The following is an 18,304-nucleotide window of genomic DNA, read 5'->3' as shown; positions in this document are numbered from 1 at the left end:
TGCCGGCCCCCTCTGCCTCCTTGCTCTTTGGGCAACGAGTCGGGAGGCGGCTGAAGTGCCCGGCGGGACGGCGACGAAGGTCCGCTGGACGTCGTTGAGCAGGTCCACCTGCGCCTGGGCGGCGGCGGCGCGTCCGGGGGCGCCGTACGCCGCCCACTCCTCCTCGCAGTTCCACGAGGTGTGGTCGATGTCGTCCAGCGGGACGGAGGAGGCCCGCGCGCCCCGTTGGTGGACGGCCCCCAGCTTCGCCGTCAGCGCGTCGCGGTCCGCGGGGTCGGAGTAGCAGATGGAGGCGCCCGGGGACACCGCGAAGGTGAACCGCACATGGTTGGCGTTGGCCCGTCTGATCAGCTCGCCCAGCTCGGCGAGCCGCTCAGGTGGGTACGGCTGGCGCCACCGGTCGCGGTGGTACGGGTCCGCCTTCGGCGCGTACACATACGTGGAGGCCCGTGGCGTTGTCGGGCCGCGACGCGGGCCCGAGCCGTACGGTGAGCAGGCCCACCGGGCCGGGGCGCCCGGGGGCCACCATCTGCACCCGGTCGGCCCCGTGCGCCCGCAGCTCGCGCACCAGTCGGTCACGGGCCGCCGGGTCGGTGCGGTCGTCGGCGACGACGAGGACCCGGCCGGTCGGCGGCGGGGAGCCGGCCCACGCGGGGTCCGCCGGTCCGAGGACGGTCTGGCCCATGGCCAGGGCGGCGGCGAGCAGGGAAGCGCAGAGCAGAGAGCGGGCTCTTTTCACGACTGCCTCCGGCTGGGAAGGGACGGGGCAGCCGAACCGGCCGCCCCTCGCCAACTGCCCACAAACAGAGGGAGGTTGCGAAAACCTGGCGGTCCGTCCACGCTCGCACAGCGCCGAGGTGTTGCAACGAGTCGGGGGGTGCCCGAAGCGCCCGGTTGGCGAGATGTCGCCAACCGGGATCGGGCTGGGCAGGGCTGGGCGGCCCGGGGCGGCGTACCACCGCGTCGGGCCGGGGCGGCGTCGGATCGCGTCGGGCCGCGGCAGCGTCAGATCGCGTCGGCGAGGACCAGGGAGTGGATGCGGTCGGGGGCGCCGGGGCGGGCGTAGTACCAGCCCTGGGCGGTGTCGCAGCCCAGTTCGCGCAGCTGCTCGGCTTGGGCGCCGGTCTCCACGCCTTCCACGGTGACCGCCAGCTGAAGGCTGTGGGCCAGCGAGACGATGCCCTCCACGATCTTCAGGTCCACCGGGTCGACCGGGTGGGTCTGCATGCCCTGGGTGAAGGAGCGGTCCAGCTTGAGCACGCTGACCGGCAGCCGGCGCAGGTTGGCGAGGTTGGAGTAGCCGGTGCCGAAGTCGTCCAGCGCGATGTCCACACCCATCTCGGCGAGCTGCCGCAGCGGCTTGAGCAGGTCCTCGTCGGCGCCGATCAGCGCGGACTCGGTGACCTCCAGGCAGAGCGCGCCCGGGTCGAGGCCGGAGCGCTCCAGCACGTCGACGGTGTCGGCGACCAGCCCGGGGTGGTGCAGCTGGGTCGGCGACAGGTTGACGTTGATGCGCAGCGGGCCGCCGTCGGAGTGGCTGCGGTTCCAGAACCGGGCCTGGCGCACCGCCTCCTGGAGCACCCAGCGGCCCAGCGGAACGATCAGCCCGGTGTGCTCGGCGAGCGGGATGAACCGGTCGGGGCCGAGCACGCCGTGCTGCGGGTGGCACCAGCGGACCAGGGCCTCGGCGCCGTGCACGGTGCCGTCGCCGAGGTGGACCAGCGGCTGGTACTCGATGAAGAACTCGCCGCGGTCCAGCGCCGCGGGCAGCGCGGTGGTGAGCCCGTGCCGGGTGATGGCGCGGGCGTCGGCCTCCGCGTCGGCCCGCTCGAAGCGGTTGCCGCCGGCGGACTTGGCCCGGTACATGGTGATGTCGGCGCTGCGCAGCACCTCGGCGGCGCTGCGTTCGCCGCCGGCCGGGCCCTCGACGACACCGATGCTGCCGCGTACGGCCAGCTCGCGGCCGTCGAGGCTGATGGGCGTGGAGAGTACGTGGAGGATGCGCCGGGCCAGTTCGCCGGCCTCGTCCTCGTCGGACGCGGGGCCGGTGGTCAGGGCGACGAACTCGTCGCCGCCGAGCCGGGCGACCATCTCGCCGGACCGGGCGGCGCAGCTCTGGAGCCGGTCGGCGACCTCCACCAGCAGCCGGTCGCCGGCGGAGTGGCCGAGGCTGTCGTTGATGGCCTTGAAGCCGTCGAGGTCCAGGTAGCACAGGGCGAACCGGGTGCCGCCGCCGGCCGCCAGGACCTTGTCCAGCCGTTCGAAGAACAGGGTGCGGTTGGGCAGGCCGGTGAGGGCGTCGTGGGTGGCCTCGTAGCGCAGCCGCAGGTTGAGCAGCCGGCGTTCGGTGGTGTCCTCCATCAGGGCCAGCTGGTACTGCGGCCGTCCGTCGGCGTCGCGCAGCAGCGAGACGGTGAGGTTGGTCCACAGGACGGTGCCGTCGCCGCGGTAGTAGGGCTTCTCCACCCGGTAGTGGTCGCGTTCGCCGCGGACCAGCTCCCCGTACATCCGCCAGACCTGCGGCCCGTCCTCGGGGTGCACCCAGTCGGTGGTCCTGCGCCCGCGGATGTGGGTCTCCAGTCCGCCGAACATCCGGGTCAGGGTGTCGTTGACCTCCAGGATGGTGCCGTCCAGGTCGGCGATGCCGATGCCGACGGCGGCCCCGTCGAAGACGGCCCGGAACCGGGCCTCGGTGGCGTGCAGCGCCTCCTCGGCGAGGCTGCGGGCGGCGAGCGCCGAGCGGGCGATGGCCTCCTGCTCGGTGAGGGTGCGCTGGCGCAGCGCCCGGGCGAAGCCGGCGGCCAGGGCGTGCTGGAGCCGGGCGCTGCGGGCCCGCAGTTCCTCGGCGGTGTCCTGGGCGGGGCGGCCGCAGTAGAGCACCAGGTAGGACTCGACGACGCCGAGGGTGCGGCTGAGCGCGTCGGGGTCGGTGCAGTGGGCGGCGACCAGGGCGGCGCCGACCCGGCCGGCGGGGGCGGTGTCGAAGGGCCGCCCGTGCAGGGCGTCGCTCAGTTCCCGCGCCCAGGGCAGCAGGTGGAGTTCGAACTCCGGGCGGGTCAGGGAGGTCGCGGTGACCGGGAAGATGGCCCGGCTCCAGATGGTCGCGAAGCGCCGGAGCCGGTCTTCCAGGACCAGGTCCAGATCCTCTGGTTCCTCCGGCTCGGGGCCGGGGCCGGAGGGCCGTACGGGCATGCTCACGCCTTGCGTCCCACCCCTGCGAAGCCGGAGAAGGCGTACGGGTCCTCCTGGTCGACGGGCGTTTCGGGCCGCCAGTCGGCCATCGGCACCAGGCCGGGCTCGACCAGTTCGAAGCCGTCGAAGAAGCGGGCGACCTCGTCGCGGGAGCGCATGACCAGGGGGTTGCGGATGTCCCGGTAGACGCTGACGGTGCCGGCGGCGACGTCGCGCGGCAGCGGGATGCCCTCGTAGGAGGCGTGGGTGAGGATCAGCAGGCTGCCGGGGGCGAGCGCGTCGCGCAGCTCGGCGACGGCGCGCCCGGGCTCGTCGGCGTCCTCCAGGAAGTGCAGTACGGCGACGAGCAGCAGGGCGACGGGCCGGTCGAGGTCCAGCAGGACGGCGGCCTCGGGGCTGTGCAGGATGTCGTGCGGCTTGCGCAGGTCGGCGGCGACCACTCCGGTGTGGTCGTTGCCGGCCAGCACCGCCTTGCTGTGGGCGACGGCGACCGGGTCGTGGTCGACGTACAGCACCCGGGCGTCGGGGGTGGCGTTCTGGGCGACCTCGTGGACGTTGCCGAAGGTGGGGATGCCCGAGCCGATGTCGAGGAACTGGGTGATGCCCTGGTCCACGGCGAACCGGACGGCGCGGCGCATCACGGCCCGGTTGGCCTGCATGACCTTGGGCAGGCCCGGCATGAAGTCCATCGCCTTGCGGGCCGCCTCGCGGTCGACCTCGAAGTTGTGCGAGCCGCCCAGGTAGTAGTCGTAGATCCGGGACACGCTCGGCACCGATATGTCGATGCCGGACGGGGCCCAGGCGGGACGCTCCATCGATGTCTCCCACAGGTCGCCATGGCCGAAATCGCCGCGGGTACGGCTAGGTGTTCGAGCCGAGGCTACTGATCGCCCGCCAAGAGGGCGAGAGGAAACGGAAATTCGCGGTCCGTTCTTGGTCACACGTCCCGGTCACAGACCGGCGGCACGTGCGATCCTCCGGTCCCCGGCCGTGCCCGCGGCAACTGCCCCCGCGCCACGGCGCCGCCACCAAACCTTCCGGGGGACGCCAGGGATAGGGGTACGGGGACGGTCCCGTGGGCGGGTGGCGCCGGGCTTGCCGCCGGTACGCGCCGGACGCCGCGGCGGGGTGGCACCGGCGCGCGCCGAACCGCGGCGCGTAGCACGGCCGGGTCGCCCGCCGGACTACCGCCGGTGCGCCGGGCCCCGGCGCGTGGCGCGGCTGGGTGGCGCCGGCGTCCCGCCGGTACGTGCTTGACCGCGGCTCATAGCACGGCCGGGTGCAGACGGTCCGCGCCGGACCCCGGCGCGTGGCGCGGCCGGGCTTCCCACTGGCACGCGCCGGACGCCGCGGTTGGGTGCCGCCGGTGTGCACCGGGCTACGGCGCATCGCACAGCCGGGTGCACGGTCCGCGCCGGACCGCGGCGGGTGGCGCGGCCGGGTCCCGCCGGGCTCCCGGCGATACGCGGCGGACGCCGACACTTGACCGCGGCCGCCCACCGCGGCGCGTGGTGGGGCCGCGTGCGGCCGGGCTTCCTACCGGCACGCGGCAAACCCGGGCGCGTGACCGCGCGGCCGGGTGGTGGTGGGGAAGGACGCCGACCGGCCCGTCCGCCGCATCGGGTGCGAGGACGGGCCGGTGGTGTCCCGGCCGGGGCGCGGCCGGGATGTGCGGGGCCTGGCCTTCCCTCCAGGCCCCGCGTGGTCGGAAGCGCGCGTGGGGACTCTACTTGGACGCTCCGACCAGCTTTCCCTGCGGTGAGACGGCCCACCAGGTGCCGCCCACGCCCTGGCCGCTGGTGTCACCGGGCTTCTTGTCACCGGCGAAGGTGTACAGCGGCCAGCAGTCGATGGTCTGCTGCTTCAACCCGTCGGGGCGGTTGAAGGTGACATAGCCCTTGGTGGAGATGCCCTCGGTGTCGTTCTTCTCCACCGGGGCGACGACCGGCCACTTCTTGAGGCACTCGCCGGTGCAGGCGGTCTTCATCGGCCAGGCCGAGTCCTTCTGGAAGCGGTAGACGGTCATCCCGGCGCGGTCCACCACGATCTCGCCGAGGTCGGGGTCGTTGCGGACGGAGAGCCCGGCGAGGTCGGCCGGGGCCGCCTCGGCACCCTCGTCGGCCCCCTGCTCGGCGCCCTCCTCGGCTCCCGCGTCCTGGCCCGAACCGCTGCCGGGGGACGCCTTCTTGCCGTCGGGGGCCGCCGCGTACCAGGTGCCGCCGACACCCTGGCCGTTCACGTCCCCGGGCCGGGCGTCCTTGGCATACCGGTACATCGGCCAGCCGTCCACGGTGAGCTGCTTGGTGCCGTCGGCGCGGGCCACCTCGCCCAGCAGGGCGGCGTCCACGCCGGCCGGGGGCTTGGCGCCCTCGGCGGAGACCACCGGCCAGGCCTTGGCGCAGTCGCCCTCGCAGGCCGACTTGGGCGGCTTGGCGGAGTCCTTGTCGAAGCGGTAGAGCGTGAAGCCCTCGCCGTCGGTGAGGACCTCGCCCGCCTTGTCGGTCTCCTCGGCGGCGAGCTGCCCGGCCGGGGTGGCCGCGGCCTTGGCGCCGCCGCCTGCCGCGCCGTAGTCGGAGCCGTAGCCGCCCGCGTTGTCGGCGGGCGCCCCCGCCGGTGCCGCGGCGCCGACCGAACCCGCGGGCGCCTGGCCGCCGTTGTCCTGGCCACACGCCGTCGTCAGTGCGAGTACGGCGGCCGCGGTCAGCACGAGCGAGGCGTTTCGCCAGGTGTTCATGGTCAACTCCCGTAGGGTGAAGTTACGTTGGCGACGCCCGGGCGTGCCGTTCATGGCCATCAGTACGGGCCGGGGGGCCGGGGGCGTTCAACGGCTCGGGAACTTTTTCCGCGGCAGGGCCGGCGCCCCGTATCCGGCGTCCGCACAGGCGCTCGGTGCCCCCGCTGTCCGACGAGTGGCCGAGGGCCCGCACTCGGACGGCGAACGCCGTACACCCGCACGGCAAACCCGGCGCCGCCGAAAACCCCCCATCAGGCGAATCGGTGCGATTTTCCTGCTGCGTACGGCCGCGTCCGCCCATGCTCGTCGGCGTGTACGCATCCCCTGCCGCCCGGTTCGCCGCGGTGGCCGTCCTCGGCTGGCTGCTCGCCGTCCCGGCGCCCGCGGCGGCGGACAGCTGCGCCATCGCCCATATCGGCCCGGGCCAACCGGAGACCTCGGTCGCGGTGGCGGGCGGCGCCGTCTGCTGGACCGACCCAACACCGACCCCCACACCCACACCGACGCCCACGCCCACCCCGTCGCCGCCCACCCCCTCGCCGACGACCCCGCCCCGGCCGACGCCGTCCGCGCCCCGGCCGACGCCGTCCGCGCCCCGGCCGACCCCCCGGCCGCCCGACCCGGTGCCCCCGCCGGCTCCGGAGCCGCCGCCCCCGGCCGAGCCCGTACCGCCACCGGCGCCTGAGCCCCCTCCCGTACGGGCGGCACCCGCGCCACCGCCACCGCCTCGTCCGGCCCCCGTGCCTCCGCCCGCGCCCACTCCGGCCCCGAGTCCGCGCCCGACGCTCACTCCGCTGCCCTCGCCGGAGCCGGTGGCCCGGTCCTCGTACCGGCGGGCGCAGCGGGCCGAGCCGGCCGGCGGTCCGTCACCGGTGACCGTGATGCTGCTGATCACCGCCCCCGCGCTGCTGGCCGCCGCCATCCTGCGGCCCCGGTCCTCCCGCTAGACCCGCCCTCATCACCTGATCTGACCTGACCTCACCTGACCGAAGCACACCGTTGGGAGCCGCCCGTGTCGCACTGGGTCGTCCTGTCCATCGCGATGGCCTCCGCCTGCGCGGTCGTCCTGGCCATCGTCGTCTTCAACAACCGGAGGATCGGCGAGGACGACGATCCCTCCGAGACCCCGGACGTCCTCGAGTACATGACGATGATGATCGGCGTGGTGTACGCCATCGTCCTCGGGCTCGCCATCGCGGGCGTCTGGGAGGGGCGCAGCGCGGCGCAGGAGAGTGTCCGCCAGGAGGCGCAGGCGCTGCACGAGGTGGACGTCCGGGTCGAGGTGTGGCCCGCCGCCGTCCGGGAGCGGATCCGCTCCGACGTGCGGGCCTACGTCACCCGGGTCACCGGTCCGGAGTGGCGGAGCATGGCCGAGCGCGGCGAGCTGACCGGGAAGGGTGCGGAGCTGCTGGAGCGGGTGCGCCGCTCGGTCTCCGACTACGAGCCGGCCACCGACCACGAGGGCGAGGCGTACCAGCCGCTGGTGGACCAGGTGGCCGCGGTGGACGACGCGCGCGCCTCCCGGGCGGGGAACGCGGGGTCCACCATGCCGGGGGTGGTGTGGTTCGGCCTGATCATCGGTGCGCTGGTGACGGTGGGGCTGATCTTCACCCTGCAGATCCGCCGCACCTTCCGTGAGCTGCTGCTCGCGGGGTTGTTCAGCGCGCTGATCGCCTTCCTGCTGTTCCTGATCTGGGCCCTGGACGCCCCGTTCGGGCTGGGTATCTCCGCGACCCGGGAGCCCTTCGAGCTGCTGTTCCCTGCGGTGGCACGCTGACAAGCGGCCGGGCCGGGCGGGCCCTCTGGCAGGGGCGGGCCCGCCGGACGGCCCGCCCGTGGCCCCGGATGGCCCCGCCCGGTCGTCGCCGGTGTGGGCCGTCCGGGTGACTCGGATGACCCGTTCGCACGACAGGGATCGCGGATGTGGTAGAGCGCTCCTAGCGTGAGCCGGAGTCGAGGTGCATTTCGGAACCTTCGCGGAAAAACGTTCCGCGGCTGCTCCTCGGGACCGGAGGATCGACGATGCGCGCGATAGGTGCCGCCTCCGCCGCTCTGCTCGGAGCGGCCGCTTACGCCCTGACCACCGTCCCCGCCGCCGCGGCGGCCCCCGAAGCCAGGGCTCCCGGTGACTTCGCCGTCAGCCCCACCAGCGTCCAGCCCGGCGGGCGGGTCGTCCTGACGGCCCCCGGCTGCTCCGGCACCGCGATGGCGTCCGCGGGCGTCTTTGACACCACGACCATCCCGGCCGGCCGCTCGGTGGCGGCCACCGTCGACTGGGACGCCCGCCGCGGTGCCGTCTACACCGTCAACTTCACCTGCGCGGGCGGCACCCCCGGCTCGGCGCGGCTGGCCATCGCGCAGAGCTCGGGCTCGTCCACCACGTCCTCCACCACGATGCCCTCGGCGAGCGCCACCCGGCCGGCGAGCCCGGCTCCCTCGCAGGGGGTGCGCGGTGGCGTGGGCGGCAGCATCGGCGGCTGGAACGCGGGCGAGCTGGCGGCCGGTACGGCGCTGGCGGTGGCGGCCGCGACCGGCATCATCTACGCGGTGCGCCGCCGCGCGGACGGCCGCCGGCACTGACCCGGCCGCTCCCGGGTCATGTCGGGCAACGCCCGACGCCCGTCGCCCCGAGACTCCCAGGGGGAGCTCGGGGCGACGGGCGTGGTCAGCCGGACCGGGAGGTTCGGCCGGTCAGGCGTTCCCGCCGATCAGGCGGCGGCGCCGGCTGATGAACAGCCCGCCGCCGATGGCCGCCGTGCCGACCAGGCTCGCGCCGATGGCGGTCTCGGTGGAGCTCGGCGCCATGGAACCGCCGAGGCCGCCCTCGGTGCCGCGGCCCCGGATGACGGTGAAGGTACGGGTCACGACCAGGCCGTTGCCACCGCGGCCGAATTCGCCGTCGCCGCCGAAGCCGTCACCACCGCGGCCGCCGTCACCGCCCCGCCCGCCGTCGCCACCGCGGCCGCCGTTGCCGCCGGAGCCGGTGTCGTTGCAGCGCACGGCCAGGGTGTACTGGCCCGGCGTGGCGTGGTCGTAGACGCGCGGGGTGGCCGCCGACTGACCCGAGCGGTTGATGGTGAGTGCCGTCTTGGGGAAGGCGTTGGACGAGACCACGCCGCCGCGGGAGCAGCCCGACGCGCTGACCGCGAGCTGGCCGCCCTGGTGCACCCGGCTCGGCTCGACGGTGACGTTGGTCGGTCCGTTGTTCGGGCCGCCGCCGTTGGGTGCGCTGGTGGCAGCGGCCACCGGGACGCAGAGCCCGATGGCCGCGCCGGCGGTGGCGGCGACCACGAGAGCGCGTGAAGCACGCATGGTTGAACCTCCAGTGGAAGACGCTCCGAAGCGGCGCTCCGGTGGATTCGACGAGTACGCCCTCCACGAGGAACTGTCACAAGCGGGTCATATAAGCGCATTTCGGCATTCGGCCACCCCGGTGAGGCGACACGCCGGAGCGGCGGACCGCCAGGGCGACGGATGCGCAGGTCACACCCCGTCAGCCGGGGCTCCGGCACGAACACCCGGACGGGGCAACCCGAGCGGCCCCCTCCGGCCGGAGCGACCCGGGCGGACCCTGGCGGTCCCGGCCGGGCGGTGCGCGATGGGGGGCCGGGGGTGGCCGCCACCCGTTCGCCCCGTTCGGATGGCCGGGGTGGCGGGGCGCGCTTACCGTGCGGGGAACGCCGCGGGTACGCCGCCGCGAAGGGAGAGACATGGGCCTGGGACGCCGCAGTGGCTTCGCCGAGCTGAGGAGACCGTCGCCGTGGGGCGCGCTGGCGCTCGTCATGCTGTCCGGTCTGGCGATGATGCGGAACGGGGCGGACACCGACCCCGGGCCGCCGCAGCCCACCCGGCTCGCCGCCTCCGCGCAGAGCCAGCGGGGCACCGCGCCTGTGGCCGGTCTGGAGCCGCTGGAGTACGCCCCGGCCTCCCGGGTGCGAATCGCCTCCATCGGCGTGGACGCCCCGGTGATGGACGTGGGTCTTGACCGGGAGGGCTGGATCGACGCTCCCCCGGCCCAGGACCCCAACATGGCCGGCTGGTACCAGAACGGCATCTCCCCCGGGCAGCGCGGGACTTCGGTGGTCGTGGGGCATGTCGACAACGAGGCGGGGCCCGCCGTCTTCTACCGCCTCGGCGCGATCAAGGGCGGCGAGCAGGTGGAGGTCACCCGGTTCGACGGGCGGATCGCGGTGTTCGAGGTCTACGGCATCGAGGTGTTCTCCAAGGAGGACTTCCCCGGGGTGCGGGTCTACGGCGACACCGGCCACCCCGAGCTGCGGGTCATCACCTGCGGTGGCGGCTACTCCAAGGCGAACGGCTACGACGGCAATGTGGTGGTGTTCGCGCGGATGGTGGAGGTCCGCTGAGCCCGTGCTGTTGCCGGGTGGGTGAGGGCCCCGGCCCCGTCGGAAGGCGGGCGCCGGGGCCTTCGGCATGTCCGCAGCGGGAGGCGGGATCTCCGGAGCAGGGGGCGGGATGTCCGGAGCGGGGCGGGGTTTCCGGAGGAAGGGGCGGGGTTTCAGCGGTGGGGGACGGTGAGGCGGTAACCGTCGTCGAGCAGTTCGGGGAGGTAGCGGTCCAGGGCGGCCACGGTGCCCGAGCGGTCGCCGCCGGCGTCGTGGGAGAGGACCACGACGCCGGGCGCGGCACCGGCCCGGACCCGGGTCACGATGGCGTCCGCGCCGGGTTCGGTCCAGTCGAGGGTGTCGACGGTCCAGGCCAGCGGTTCCATGCCGAGCTCGGCCCCGATCTCGAAGGAGTGCCGGTTCCAGGCCCCGAACGGGGCGCGGTACCAGAGCGGCGCCGCGCCGGTGAGGCGTTCGATGGTCTCGCTGGTGCTGCCCAGTTCCGTACGGATACGGGAGGGCCGCAGCGAGGGGATGAGCGGGTGCGACCAGGAGTGGTTGCCCAGCACATGGCCCTCGTCGCTGATCCGCCGCACCAGGTCGGGGTGGGCGTCGGCCATCTCCCCGCAGAGGAAGAACATCGCGCGCACCCGGTGGCGGCGGAGGGTGTCCAGGATGGGCGGGGTGTAGCGGGGGTCGGGTCCGTCGTCGAAGGTGAGGACCATGGTCCGGCCGGTCTGCGCGACCTGGAGGAAGGGCCGGGTACGGACCGGGGGGAGCGCCCGCCGGAAGCGCGGGGGTGTGTACGCGGTCATCGGTTGGAGCCGGTAGCCGGTGGCGGGGGCCCGGCCCGCGGCGGCGGCCTGCGGACCGGCGGCACCCGGGACGGCCACACCGTCGGCGAGCGCGCCCGCGGCGGGGCCGGGCCCGGCGGCGGCCGAGGGGGCCGGGGCGGCCGGGGGCGATGGGCTTCCGGGTGCGGTCGGGGCGGCGGGGGCGGCGATGGAGCCGGGCCCGGGTGCCGCCGTGTCGAAGGCGCCGAGCCGGTCCGCGGCGAACACCCCGGCCGCCGTGGTGGCGCCGAGCGCCGCGGCGATACGGAGCACCGTGCGCCGCCCGGGTGCCATCTGGTCTGGAGTCATGGCTCTTCCCTCGCAGGGCGGTACGCGTCCGGGCCGGGAGGCCGGGGAGGCGCCCGGCGCCCGGACGGGGCTGGGTGGGGAGGGGGTGGGTGCCGGGGTTACTGCGGCATGGTGAGGCCGTCGGCCGCGGCGCCCCGGCTGAGGACGACCTGGCGGATGCGGTCGCGTACGTCGGTGAGCCGCTCGCCCCGGCGGATGGCCGCGCCCAGGTCGGTGACCCGCCCGGTCTGGGTGTTGAACCACTGGGGCAGGAACTCGGCCTTGGAGACCGTCCAGCGGCCCTCGGGCTCGGCGGGCGGGGTGAAGGTGAAGCGGCCGATGCTGCCCTGGTTGCCGCGCGGGTCGAAGGCCCCGTTGTAGTTGATCATGTCGCCGGCGATCTGGTCGCCCATGCCGTAGACGATCCAGGTCCCGTTGACCTTCTCGTAGGCCTGCGGCACGTGGGCATGGGTGCCGATGATCAGGTCGATGTCCGGGCGCCCCTCGTCGGAGGTGGAGGCGGTGAGGTTGTGGCCGAGGTCCAGCTGGTCCCGGTCGGGCTCGGTCTCCCATTCGGTGCCCCAGTGCAGGCTGACCACGACCACGTCGGCACCGGCCTCCCGGGCCGCCCGGGAGTCCTCGACGATCTTCGCCTCGTCCATGATGTTCACCGACCAGGGCTTGTCCTCGGGGATCTTGTCGCCGTTGATCCCGTAGGTGTAGGCGAGGTGGGCCACGGTCGCCCCGCCGGCCTTGAGCAGGGTGGGGCGCTGCGCCTCGGCGGGGTTGCGGGCGGAGCCGGCGTGGCGCACCCCGGCCTTGTCGAAGGCGTCGAGGGTGCGGGTGAGTCCGGCGGTGCCGTCGTCCAGGGTGTGGTTGGAGGCGGTGGAGCAGGAGTCGTAGCCGGTGGCGGCGAGCGCGGTGGCGATGTGCGGCGGCGACTTGAAGGAGGGGTAGCCGGTGAAGGGGCCCTCGTCCTTCCCGTACACCGTCTCCATGTGGCAGATCGCGAGGTCGGCGGCGGAGATGACCGGCTTGACGCCGGCGAGCATGGGGCGGAAGTCGTAGCCGTCGCCGCCCGCGTCCGCCTGGGCCTGCCGGATGATCGAGGCGTGCGGCAGGACGTCGCCGGTGGCGGCGAGGGTGAACGGCCGCGGGGTGGCGGTGGGGCCGCCGGCGGAGGAAGGTACGGGGTCGGCGACCGGCCGGGACGGGGCCGGCCGGGTGGGCGCGGTCTGCGGGACGGCGCCCGCGCAGCCCGCCACCGCGGTGAGCAGGACGGCGGCGGCTGCCACCGTGGTCCGTCGCGTGCGTGTGGAGGTCATCAGCCGGCTCCATGGGGCGTCGGGCGTCGGGAACTGCCTGAATCCCTATGGAGAACGACAATCAGCCAATCCTCTTGGCCGAAGAATCACACAAATAACCCGTATGGGAGTATTTCGGCGCCGTCCCGGCGCGTCGCTCCCCTCGCGCGCCGCCCGCCACTCGCCGACCGCCCGCCACCGGCGAGCCACCCGCGTGCCGTTCGCCGCTCGTAGCGACCGCTCGTCGCACGGCCCGGCCCATCCGTTGTCCCCGCCGCCCGCGATGGGTTCCGATACGCCCGGCGGGCCGGGGACGGCGGTGGGAGCGGACGGGAGAGGGAGTGCACGATGACGGTGACGGCGGTGACCACCGATGAACGGGCCCTCGCGGAGCTCCAGCGCGACCACGGGCCGGCGCTGCTGGGCTTCCTGCTGGGACTGACCTACGGCGACCGGCAGCGCGCGGAGGACCTGGCGCAGGAGACCCTGCTCCGGGCCTGGCAGCACCCGGAGGCCTTCGAGGCGCCGTACACCTCGATGCGGCCCTGGCTGTTCACCGTGGGCCGGCGGCTGGCGATCGACGCCCGGCGCTCCCGGCTGGCCCGCCCGGCGGAGATCGGCGACAGCGCGCTGGACGGCGCGCCCGACCCCTCGGACCCCACCGAGTCCGCGGTCGCCGCGCTGGACGTCCGGGCCGCCGTCCGCGAGCTCAGCCCGGAGCACCGGGCGGTGCTGGTGCGGATCTACTTCGACGGCCTCAGCGTCCAGGAGGCCGCGGCCGAGCTCGGCATCCCGGCGGGGACGGTCAAGTCCCGCTCCCACTACGCGCTGCGCGCCCTCGGCCGGGGCCTGCCCGGCTACTCCCCCGCGCGCACCGCGGTCGCGCGCACCGGCCGCTGACCGTCGGGCGGCGGGCGGCGGGCGGTCGCTCGCCGTTCGGACGCGGCCGCCCGAAGGGGTTCCCCAGGGGTCACGGCGGCACCGGTGGTGGCGGTGCGCCTCCCCACCACCAGCCGGCGGCCGAAATGTAGGCGACGCCACACTCCGGATTGGGCGAACGGGGCGGGGCGGCCGTGTCCGACGGTGGAGGCTCGTCCCGGGACCCCGTCGCGGTCCGGCGCGGTGCCGCGCGGCGCGGGCCCCCACCCCACAGGTTCGACAGGTCCGGGAGTAGGTGGAAGCGGTGCGCTCCGACAGCGTGAACGGCACCGGCGGAGGCGGCAGGTACGGCACCGGCGGAGGAGGTGCGCACGGCACCGGCGGAGGAGGGCTGGCCGTGCCGATGGCCTGGTTGTGTGCCGAGTACACGGCCGGGGAGCTGCTGGCGGACGGGGGGCTGGCCGCCCCGGGGTCGCTGGAGTACGAGGCGGCCCGGCGCACCCTGGCGCTCACCGTCTATCTGGGCGACCGCCCCCGCGGCGGCGCCCCGGACGACGGGGGGCGGGTCGAGGACCCGGTGGCGCGGTGGCTGCTGCGCACCGCCCACGGCCACCCCTGGCCGCGGTGGGTGCGCTCCGGGCTGGCCGGAGCCGGCGATGGCGATGCGGACGGGGGCGGCGTGGCGCTGGCCCGGGCGGCATGGCGGCGGCTGGAGGCGACGGAGCTGCTGGCCGCCGACCTCGGCGGACCGGACGGGGCCGCACCGGGCCACGGGCCGGGGGCCGAACCGGCCCGTGTCACGGTCGACGAGAGCCGCCGGGTCTGGATGCCGTCGTGGCAGGTGGCACTGCCCCTGGTCCATCTGACCCTGCGGCTGCTGTGAGCGCTTCGGGGTTCAGCGGGTGTGGGGTTCCACGGGGCGGGCCCGGACCCGGGCCATGGGGTCCTGGTAGCCGCCGCTGCGCAGCATCCGCACCTCGCCCCGGTCGCTGATCTCCGCCAGCACGATCGCGGTGTCGTCCGCGTAGATCGGATGGCCGCCGGACCCGGTCCGCTCGGTGCGGTGCACCACGACCCTGTCCTCGCCGAACGCCAACTCGTAGGCATCATGAACACGCATGGCTTCTTCCTCCGTCCCCCGCCGCGTCCCCATAACGGGACGCTTCACACCTGACCGGACAGGGGTGGATCGCGGTGGACACCCGCGTGGTACTTGGGGATACGGACGGTGACCTTCATGCCCGCGCCGGGACCCGTCTCCGCCACCAGCCCGTGGTCGTCGCCGTACACCTGGCGCAGCCGCTCGTCCACGTTGGACAGGCCGACGCCGGATGCCTGGGCGCTCTCACCGGAGAGGATCGCCCGCAGCGCCGCCGGGTCCATCCCGACGCCGTCGTCCTCGATGGTGACCACGGCCTCCGCGCCCGCGTCGCGGGCGGCGATGGTGATCCGGCAGACCGCGCGGGAGTCCTCCAGGCCGTGCTTGACGGCGTTCTCCACCAGCGGCTGGAGGCAGAGGAAGGGCAGGGTGACCGGCAGCACCTCGGGGGCGACCTGGAGGGTGACCCGCAGCCGGTCGCCGAAGCGGGCCCCGGCGAGCGCCAGGTACTGCTCGATGGAGCGCAGTTCGTCGGCGAGCTGGGTGAACTCCCCGTGCCGGCGGAAGGAGTAGCGGGTGAAGTCGGCGAACTCCAGCAGCAGGTCGCGGGCCCGTTCCGGGTCGGTGCGGACGAAGGAGGCGATGGCGGCGAGCGAGTTGAAGATGAAGTGCGGGGATATCTGGGCGCGCAGCGCCCGTATCTCGGCCTCGAACAGCCGGGTGCGGGAGCGGTCCAGCTCGGCCAGTTCCAGCTGGACCGACACCCAGCGTGCCACCTCGGTCGCGGCCCGCACCAGCACCGCCGACTCGCGCGAGCCGTAGGCGACCAGCGCGCCCACCACCCCGTCCTCCCCGGTGAGCGGGGTGATGACGGCCCAGCGCAGCGGGCAGTCCGGCTGGTCGCAGTCGCTGCGCAGGCTCTCGCCGCGGCCGGTGCGCAGCAGCTCCGCGACCCGCTGGAGCACCTGCTCACGGTGGTGGTCGGCGCCGGGCCCGTCCCAGGCCAGTACGGCCTCGCGGTCGGTGAGGCAGAGCGCCTCGGTGCCGAGCAGCGGGCGCAGTCGGCGGGCGGCCTTGCGGGCGGTGTCCTCGGTGAGCCCGGCGCGCAGCGGCGGGGCGGCCAGGGAGGCGGTGTGCAGGGTGTGGAAGGTGGCGTGCTCGACGGGGGTGCCGAGGTCCAGTCCGTCGCGTCCGGCGCGCCGGGCGGCGGCCCGGCCGAGGACGAAGCCGGCGGCGAGCAGCAGTGCGGCGGCCGCGGCCAGCCCGGCGAGCAGGGTCACGGTCCGGCCTCCCGGGCGGCGGTACGGCCGGTGGCGGCGGCGCGTGGGGTGGGGCGTCCGGCGGCCGTGGGACGCGGCGGGGGAACGGCGGCGCCGGGGCCGGCCAGGTCCTCGGGCAGATGGAGCCGGGCCAGTACGGCGGGGGTGCCGGGCGGTATCCGGCGCGGGGTGGCCAGCGAGACGGCGGCCATGGTGAGGAAGCCCAGCGGCACCGACCAGACCGCGGGCCAGGCCATCAGGGTGTGCGCCCAGCCCTCGGGGGCGGCCCCGGCCCGGGTGGCCATCACCGCGGTGAGCGCCGCGCCGCCGCCCGCGATCAGTCCGGCGGCCGCGCCGGGCGGGGTGAGCCGCCGCCACCAGATGCCCAGCACCAGCAGCGGGCAGAAGGAGGACGCCGACACGGCGAACGCCAGACCCACCGCGTCGGCCACCGGGACGTTCCGCGCGACCAGCGACACCGCGAAGGGGACGGCCATGGCGAGCGCGGTGGCCAGCCGGAAGTGCCGTACCCCGCGGGCGGGCAGCACGTCCTGGGTGAGCACTCCGGCCACCGACATGGTCAGCCCCGAGGCGGTGGAGAGGAAGGCGGCGAAGGCCCCGCCGGCGAGCAGGGCGCCCAGCAGGTCCCCGGCGAGGCCGCCGAGGAGCCGGTCCGGCAGCACGAGCACGGCGGCGTCGACGGCGCCGGTCAGGGCGAGCTCGGGCGCGTAGATCCGGCCCAGCGCCCCGTACACCGGCGGCAGCAGGTAGAAGACGCCGACCAGGCCGAGCACCACCAGGGTGGTGCGGCGGGCGGCGCGGCCGTTCGGGCTGGTGTAGAAGCGGACGGCGACATGCGGCAGGCCCATGGTGCCGAGGAAGGTGGCGAGGATCAGCCCGTAGGTGGCGTACAGCTGGCGTCCGTCCCGGCCGTCGGCCAGCGGCTGGGACCAGCCCAGCGGATCGCCGCCGGATGCGGCCCGCTCCGGTACGGGGGCGCCCGCGGGGAAGCCGAGCAGCGTGCCGGCCTCGACGGTGTGCGGGCCCGGCGCCAGCCCGACCCGCTCCCCCCGGTGGGCGGCCCCGTCGATCCGCCCGGTGGCGGTCACCGTGAGCGGTGCGGCGACCTCCACCCGTACCGTCTCGGCCACCCGTACCGAGGTGTGCTCCCGGAAGACGGCCGGGGCGTCCAGCCGGACGCGCGGGGCGCCGTCGCCGACCCAGGCGGCGGCCAGGAAGAACACCGGCACCAGCAGGGCGGTCAGCTTCAGCCAGTACTGGAAGGCCTGGACGAAGGTGATGCTGCGCATCCCGCCGGCCGCGACCGCGCCGGTGACCACCACCGCGACCACGCAGCCGCCGACCCAGTCCGGCGCGCCGGTGAGGATCTCCAGGACCAGTCCGGCGCTCTGGAGCTGCGGCAGCAGATAGAGCCAGCCGATGCCGACGACGAACAGGCTGGCCAGCCGCCTCACCCGGGCGGACTCCAGGCGCGCCTCGGCGAAGTCCGGCAGGGTGTACGCGCCGGAGCGGCGCAGCGGGGCGGCGACCAGTACCAGGAGCACCAGGTAGCCGGCGGTGTAGCCGACCGGGTACCAGAGCATGTCCGGCCCCTGCAGGAGGACCAGTCCGGCGATGCCGAGGAAGGAGGCGGCGGACAGGTACTCGCCGCTGATGGCGGCGGCGTTGAGCCCGGGACGGACGCTGCGGGAGGCCACGTAGAAGTCGGAGGTGGTACGGGAGATCCGCAGCCCCAGGGCGCCGACCAGCACGGTGGCCGCGGTGACCGCGGTGACGGCCGCGACCGCGTAGGTCTGGTTCACCGGCGCCCGGCGCCCTTGCCCGGGCCGTCGGCGGCGTCGCGCCGCCCCTCCACCAGCCCGGTGAAGTCGCGTTCGTTGCGTTCGGCGCGCCGTACGTACCGGCGGGCGATCAGCCACATCACCGGGTACGCGGCGACCCCGAGGGCGGCCCAGACCAGCGGCCCGGCCGGCGCGCCGCCACCGCCGAGCGCGCCGGGCAGGGTGAACAGCAGCGGCAGGGAGCCGACCAGCAGGGCCAGCGCGGCGAGCGCCCAGAGCGCCGCCCGCAGTTGGCTGCGCATCAGGGAGCGGACATAGGTGTGGCCCAGGGTGGTCTGCTCGCTGATCTCGGAGCGGGCGACGGCGGGCGGAAGGGTACGGCGACGGGCCGCCCTGGGCGTACCGGTGACCGTCTCGCGGCGCGGCCAGCGCGCGGGCGGGGGCTCTGGTGGCATCGCGGGATCCGTGGGTCGGGGCGGTACGCGAGACGGGGCCCGGAGCGGTACCGGGAGGGCCGGGGGGTCGGGGAGGTACGCGTGGGACGGGTGGGGACGGGGTCGGGACGGCG

Annotated in this window: 16 protein-coding genes and 1 pseudogene; 6 read left to right on the top strand and 11 right to left on the bottom strand. The window is 75.1% G+C overall.

Features of this window, described 5'->3' with window-relative positions; translation table 11 throughout:
- From M1O15_RS30775 to M1O15_RS30760, 4 genes and pseudogenes are all read right to left on the bottom strand, one after another.
- A pseudogene (locus tag M1O15_RS30775) lies at positions 1-739 on the bottom strand (beta-N-acetylglucosaminidase domain-containing protein); the annotation flags it as partial.
- A 266-nt stretch (positions 740-1,005) separates the two neighbouring features.
- Complete coding sequence (locus tag M1O15_RS30770; protein WP_372499633.1) at positions 1,006-3,198, bottom strand: putative bifunctional diguanylate cyclase/phosphodiesterase; 2,193 nt, start codon at positions 3,196-3,198, stop codon at positions 1,006-1,008.
- Positions 3,195-4,007 carry an SAM-dependent methyltransferase gene (locus tag M1O15_RS30765; protein ID WP_248637531.1) on the bottom strand — a complete coding sequence of 271 codons (813 nt, stop codon included), beginning with the start codon at positions 4,005-4,007 and terminating at the stop codon, positions 3,195-3,197. Before M1O15_RS30765 ends, M1O15_RS30770 begins: the two co-directional genes overlap by 4 nt.
- A gap of 911 nt (positions 4,008-4,918) precedes the next feature.
- Positions 4,919-5,926, bottom strand: a complete 1,008-nt coding sequence (locus M1O15_RS30760; protein ID WP_248637530.1) for an SCO0930 family lipoprotein — start codon at positions 5,924-5,926, stop codon at positions 4,919-4,921.
- 311 nt (positions 5,927-6,237) lie between these two features.
- Between M1O15_RS30760 and M1O15_RS30755 the strand changes: the two genes are divergently transcribed.
- The 3 genes from M1O15_RS30755 (at position 6,238) to M1O15_RS30745 (ending at position 8,506) form a co-directional block, all read left to right on the top strand.
- The gene (locus M1O15_RS30755; RefSeq protein WP_248637529.1) at positions 6,238-6,873 is read left to right on the top strand and encodes a hypothetical protein; all 636 of its coding nucleotides are present in this window, start codon (positions 6,238-6,240) and stop codon (positions 6,871-6,873) included.
- A gap of 65 nt (positions 6,874-6,938) precedes the next feature.
- Complete coding sequence (locus tag M1O15_RS30750; protein ID WP_248637528.1) at positions 6,939-7,703, top strand: bestrophin-like domain; 765 nt, start codon at positions 6,939-6,941, stop codon at positions 7,701-7,703.
- Between the two features lie 245 nt (positions 7,704-7,948).
- Complete coding sequence (locus tag M1O15_RS30745; RefSeq protein ID WP_248637527.1) at positions 7,949-8,506, top strand: hypothetical protein; 558 nt, start codon at positions 7,949-7,951, stop codon at positions 8,504-8,506.
- A 111-nt stretch (positions 8,507-8,617) separates the two neighbouring features.
- Here M1O15_RS30745 and M1O15_RS30740 read toward each other — a convergent pair whose 3' ends face one another.
- Complete coding sequence (locus tag M1O15_RS30740) at positions 8,618-9,238, bottom strand: hypothetical protein (RefSeq protein WP_248637526.1); 621 nt, start codon at positions 9,236-9,238, stop codon at positions 8,618-8,620.
- Positions 9,239-9,636: 398 nt separating this feature from the next.
- On the opposite strand from M1O15_RS30740, the gene M1O15_RS30735 reads away from it, so the two are divergent.
- Positions 9,637-10,293 (top strand): class F sortase, encoded by a 657-nt coding sequence (locus M1O15_RS30735; RefSeq protein WP_248637525.1) that lies wholly within the window; start codon positions 9,637-9,639, stop codon positions 10,291-10,293.
- Positions 10,294-10,445: 152 nt separating this feature from the next.
- Here M1O15_RS30735 and M1O15_RS30730 read toward each other — a convergent pair whose 3' ends face one another.
- Positions 10,446-11,414 carry a polysaccharide deacetylase family protein gene (locus tag M1O15_RS30730; RefSeq protein WP_248637524.1) on the bottom strand — a complete coding sequence of 323 codons (969 nt, stop codon included), beginning with the start codon at positions 11,412-11,414 and terminating at the stop codon, positions 10,446-10,448.
- A gap of 98 nt (positions 11,415-11,512) precedes the next feature.
- Positions 11,513-12,718: a CapA family protein gene (locus M1O15_RS30725; protein WP_248637523.1), complete on the bottom strand. Its 1,206-nt coding sequence runs from the start codon at positions 12,716-12,718 to the stop codon at positions 11,513-11,515.
- Between the two features lie 327 nt (positions 12,719-13,045).
- Here M1O15_RS30725 and M1O15_RS30720 point away from each other — a divergent pair, with 327 nt between their 5' ends.
- Positions 13,046-13,597, top strand: a complete 552-nt coding sequence (locus tag M1O15_RS30720; RefSeq protein WP_248637522.1) for a sigma-70 family RNA polymerase sigma factor — start codon at positions 13,046-13,048, stop codon at positions 13,595-13,597.
- A 283-nt stretch (positions 13,598-13,880) separates the two neighbouring features.
- On the top strand, positions 13,881-14,459 hold the full coding sequence (locus M1O15_RS30715) for a hypothetical protein (protein ID WP_372499631.1): 579 nt from the start codon (positions 13,881-13,883) through the stop codon (positions 14,457-14,459).
- 12 nt (positions 14,460-14,471) lie between these two features.
- Here the strand turns inward: M1O15_RS30715 and M1O15_RS30710 are convergent, their stop codons facing one another.
- Genes M1O15_RS30710 through M1O15_RS30695 form a run of 4 tightly spaced genes read right to left on the bottom strand, consistent with a single transcriptional unit; the run spans position 14,472 to position 18,191 of the window.
- Positions 14,472-14,696 (bottom strand): DUF6296 family protein, encoded by a 225-nt coding sequence (locus M1O15_RS30710; protein ID WP_248637521.1) that lies wholly within the window; start codon positions 14,694-14,696, stop codon positions 14,472-14,474.
- Between the two features lie 44 nt (positions 14,697-14,740).
- Complete coding sequence (locus M1O15_RS30705; protein ID WP_248637520.1) at positions 14,741-15,955, bottom strand: sensor histidine kinase; 1,215 nt, start codon at positions 15,953-15,955, stop codon at positions 14,741-14,743.
- Positions 15,952-17,757, bottom strand: a complete 1,806-nt coding sequence (locus M1O15_RS30700; protein ID WP_248637519.1) for a sodium/solute symporter — start codon at positions 17,755-17,757, stop codon at positions 15,952-15,954. The genes M1O15_RS30705 and M1O15_RS30700 overlap by 4 nt, the downstream gene beginning before the upstream one ends.
- Positions 17,754-18,191: a hypothetical protein gene (locus tag M1O15_RS30695; protein WP_248637518.1), complete on the bottom strand. Its 438-nt coding sequence runs from the start codon at positions 18,189-18,191 to the stop codon at positions 17,754-17,756. Before M1O15_RS30695 ends, M1O15_RS30700 begins: the two co-directional genes overlap by 4 nt.
- Positions 18,192-18,304 lie beyond the last annotated feature (113 nt).

The organism is Streptomyces lichenis (genome assembly GCF_023218175.1).
In the GTDB taxonomy this organism is placed as follows: Bacteria; Actinomycetota; Actinomycetes; order Streptomycetales; family Streptomycetaceae; genus Streptomyces; species Streptomyces lichenis.
Note: the sequence above shows the minus strand (reverse complement) of the source record. Positions and strands in the feature narration are given on the sequence as shown.

Bases quoted from the DNA above. Each gene is read 5' to 3' on its own strand.
- M1O15_RS30760 (WP_248637530.1), bottom strand. From the start codon at position 5,926: ATGAACACCTGGCGAAACGCCTCGCTCGTGCTGACCGCGGCCGCCGTA.
- M1O15_RS30695 (WP_248637518.1), bottom strand. From the start codon at position 18,191: ATGCCACCAGAGCCCCCGCCCGCGCGCTGGCCGCGCCGCGAGACGGTC.
- M1O15_RS30765 (WP_248637531.1), bottom strand. From the start codon at position 4,007: ATGGAGCGTCCCGCCTGGGCCCCGTCCGGCATCGACATATCGGTGCCG.
- M1O15_RS30730 (WP_248637524.1), bottom strand. From the start codon at position 11,414: ATGACTCCAGACCAGATGGCACCCGGGCGGCGCACGGTGCTCCGTATC.
- M1O15_RS30725 (WP_248637523.1), bottom strand. From the start codon at position 12,718: ATGACCTCCACACGCACGCGACGGACCACGGTGGCAGCCGCCGCCGTC.
- M1O15_RS30710 (WP_248637521.1), bottom strand. From the start codon at position 14,696: ATGCGTGTTCATGATGCCTACGAGTTGGCGTTCGGCGAGGACAGGGTC.
- M1O15_RS30720 (WP_248637522.1), top strand. From the start codon at position 13,046: ATGACGGTGACGGCGGTGACCACCGATGAACGGGCCCTCGCGGAGCTC.
- M1O15_RS30745 (WP_248637527.1), top strand. From the start codon at position 7,949: ATGCGCGCGATAGGTGCCGCCTCCGCCGCTCTGCTCGGAGCGGCCGCT.
- M1O15_RS30740 (WP_248637526.1), bottom strand. From the start codon at position 9,238: ATGCGTGCTTCACGCGCTCTCGTGGTCGCCGCCACCGCCGGCGCGGCC.
- M1O15_RS30735 (WP_248637525.1), top strand. From the start codon at position 9,637: ATGGGCCTGGGACGCCGCAGTGGCTTCGCCGAGCTGAGGAGACCGTCG.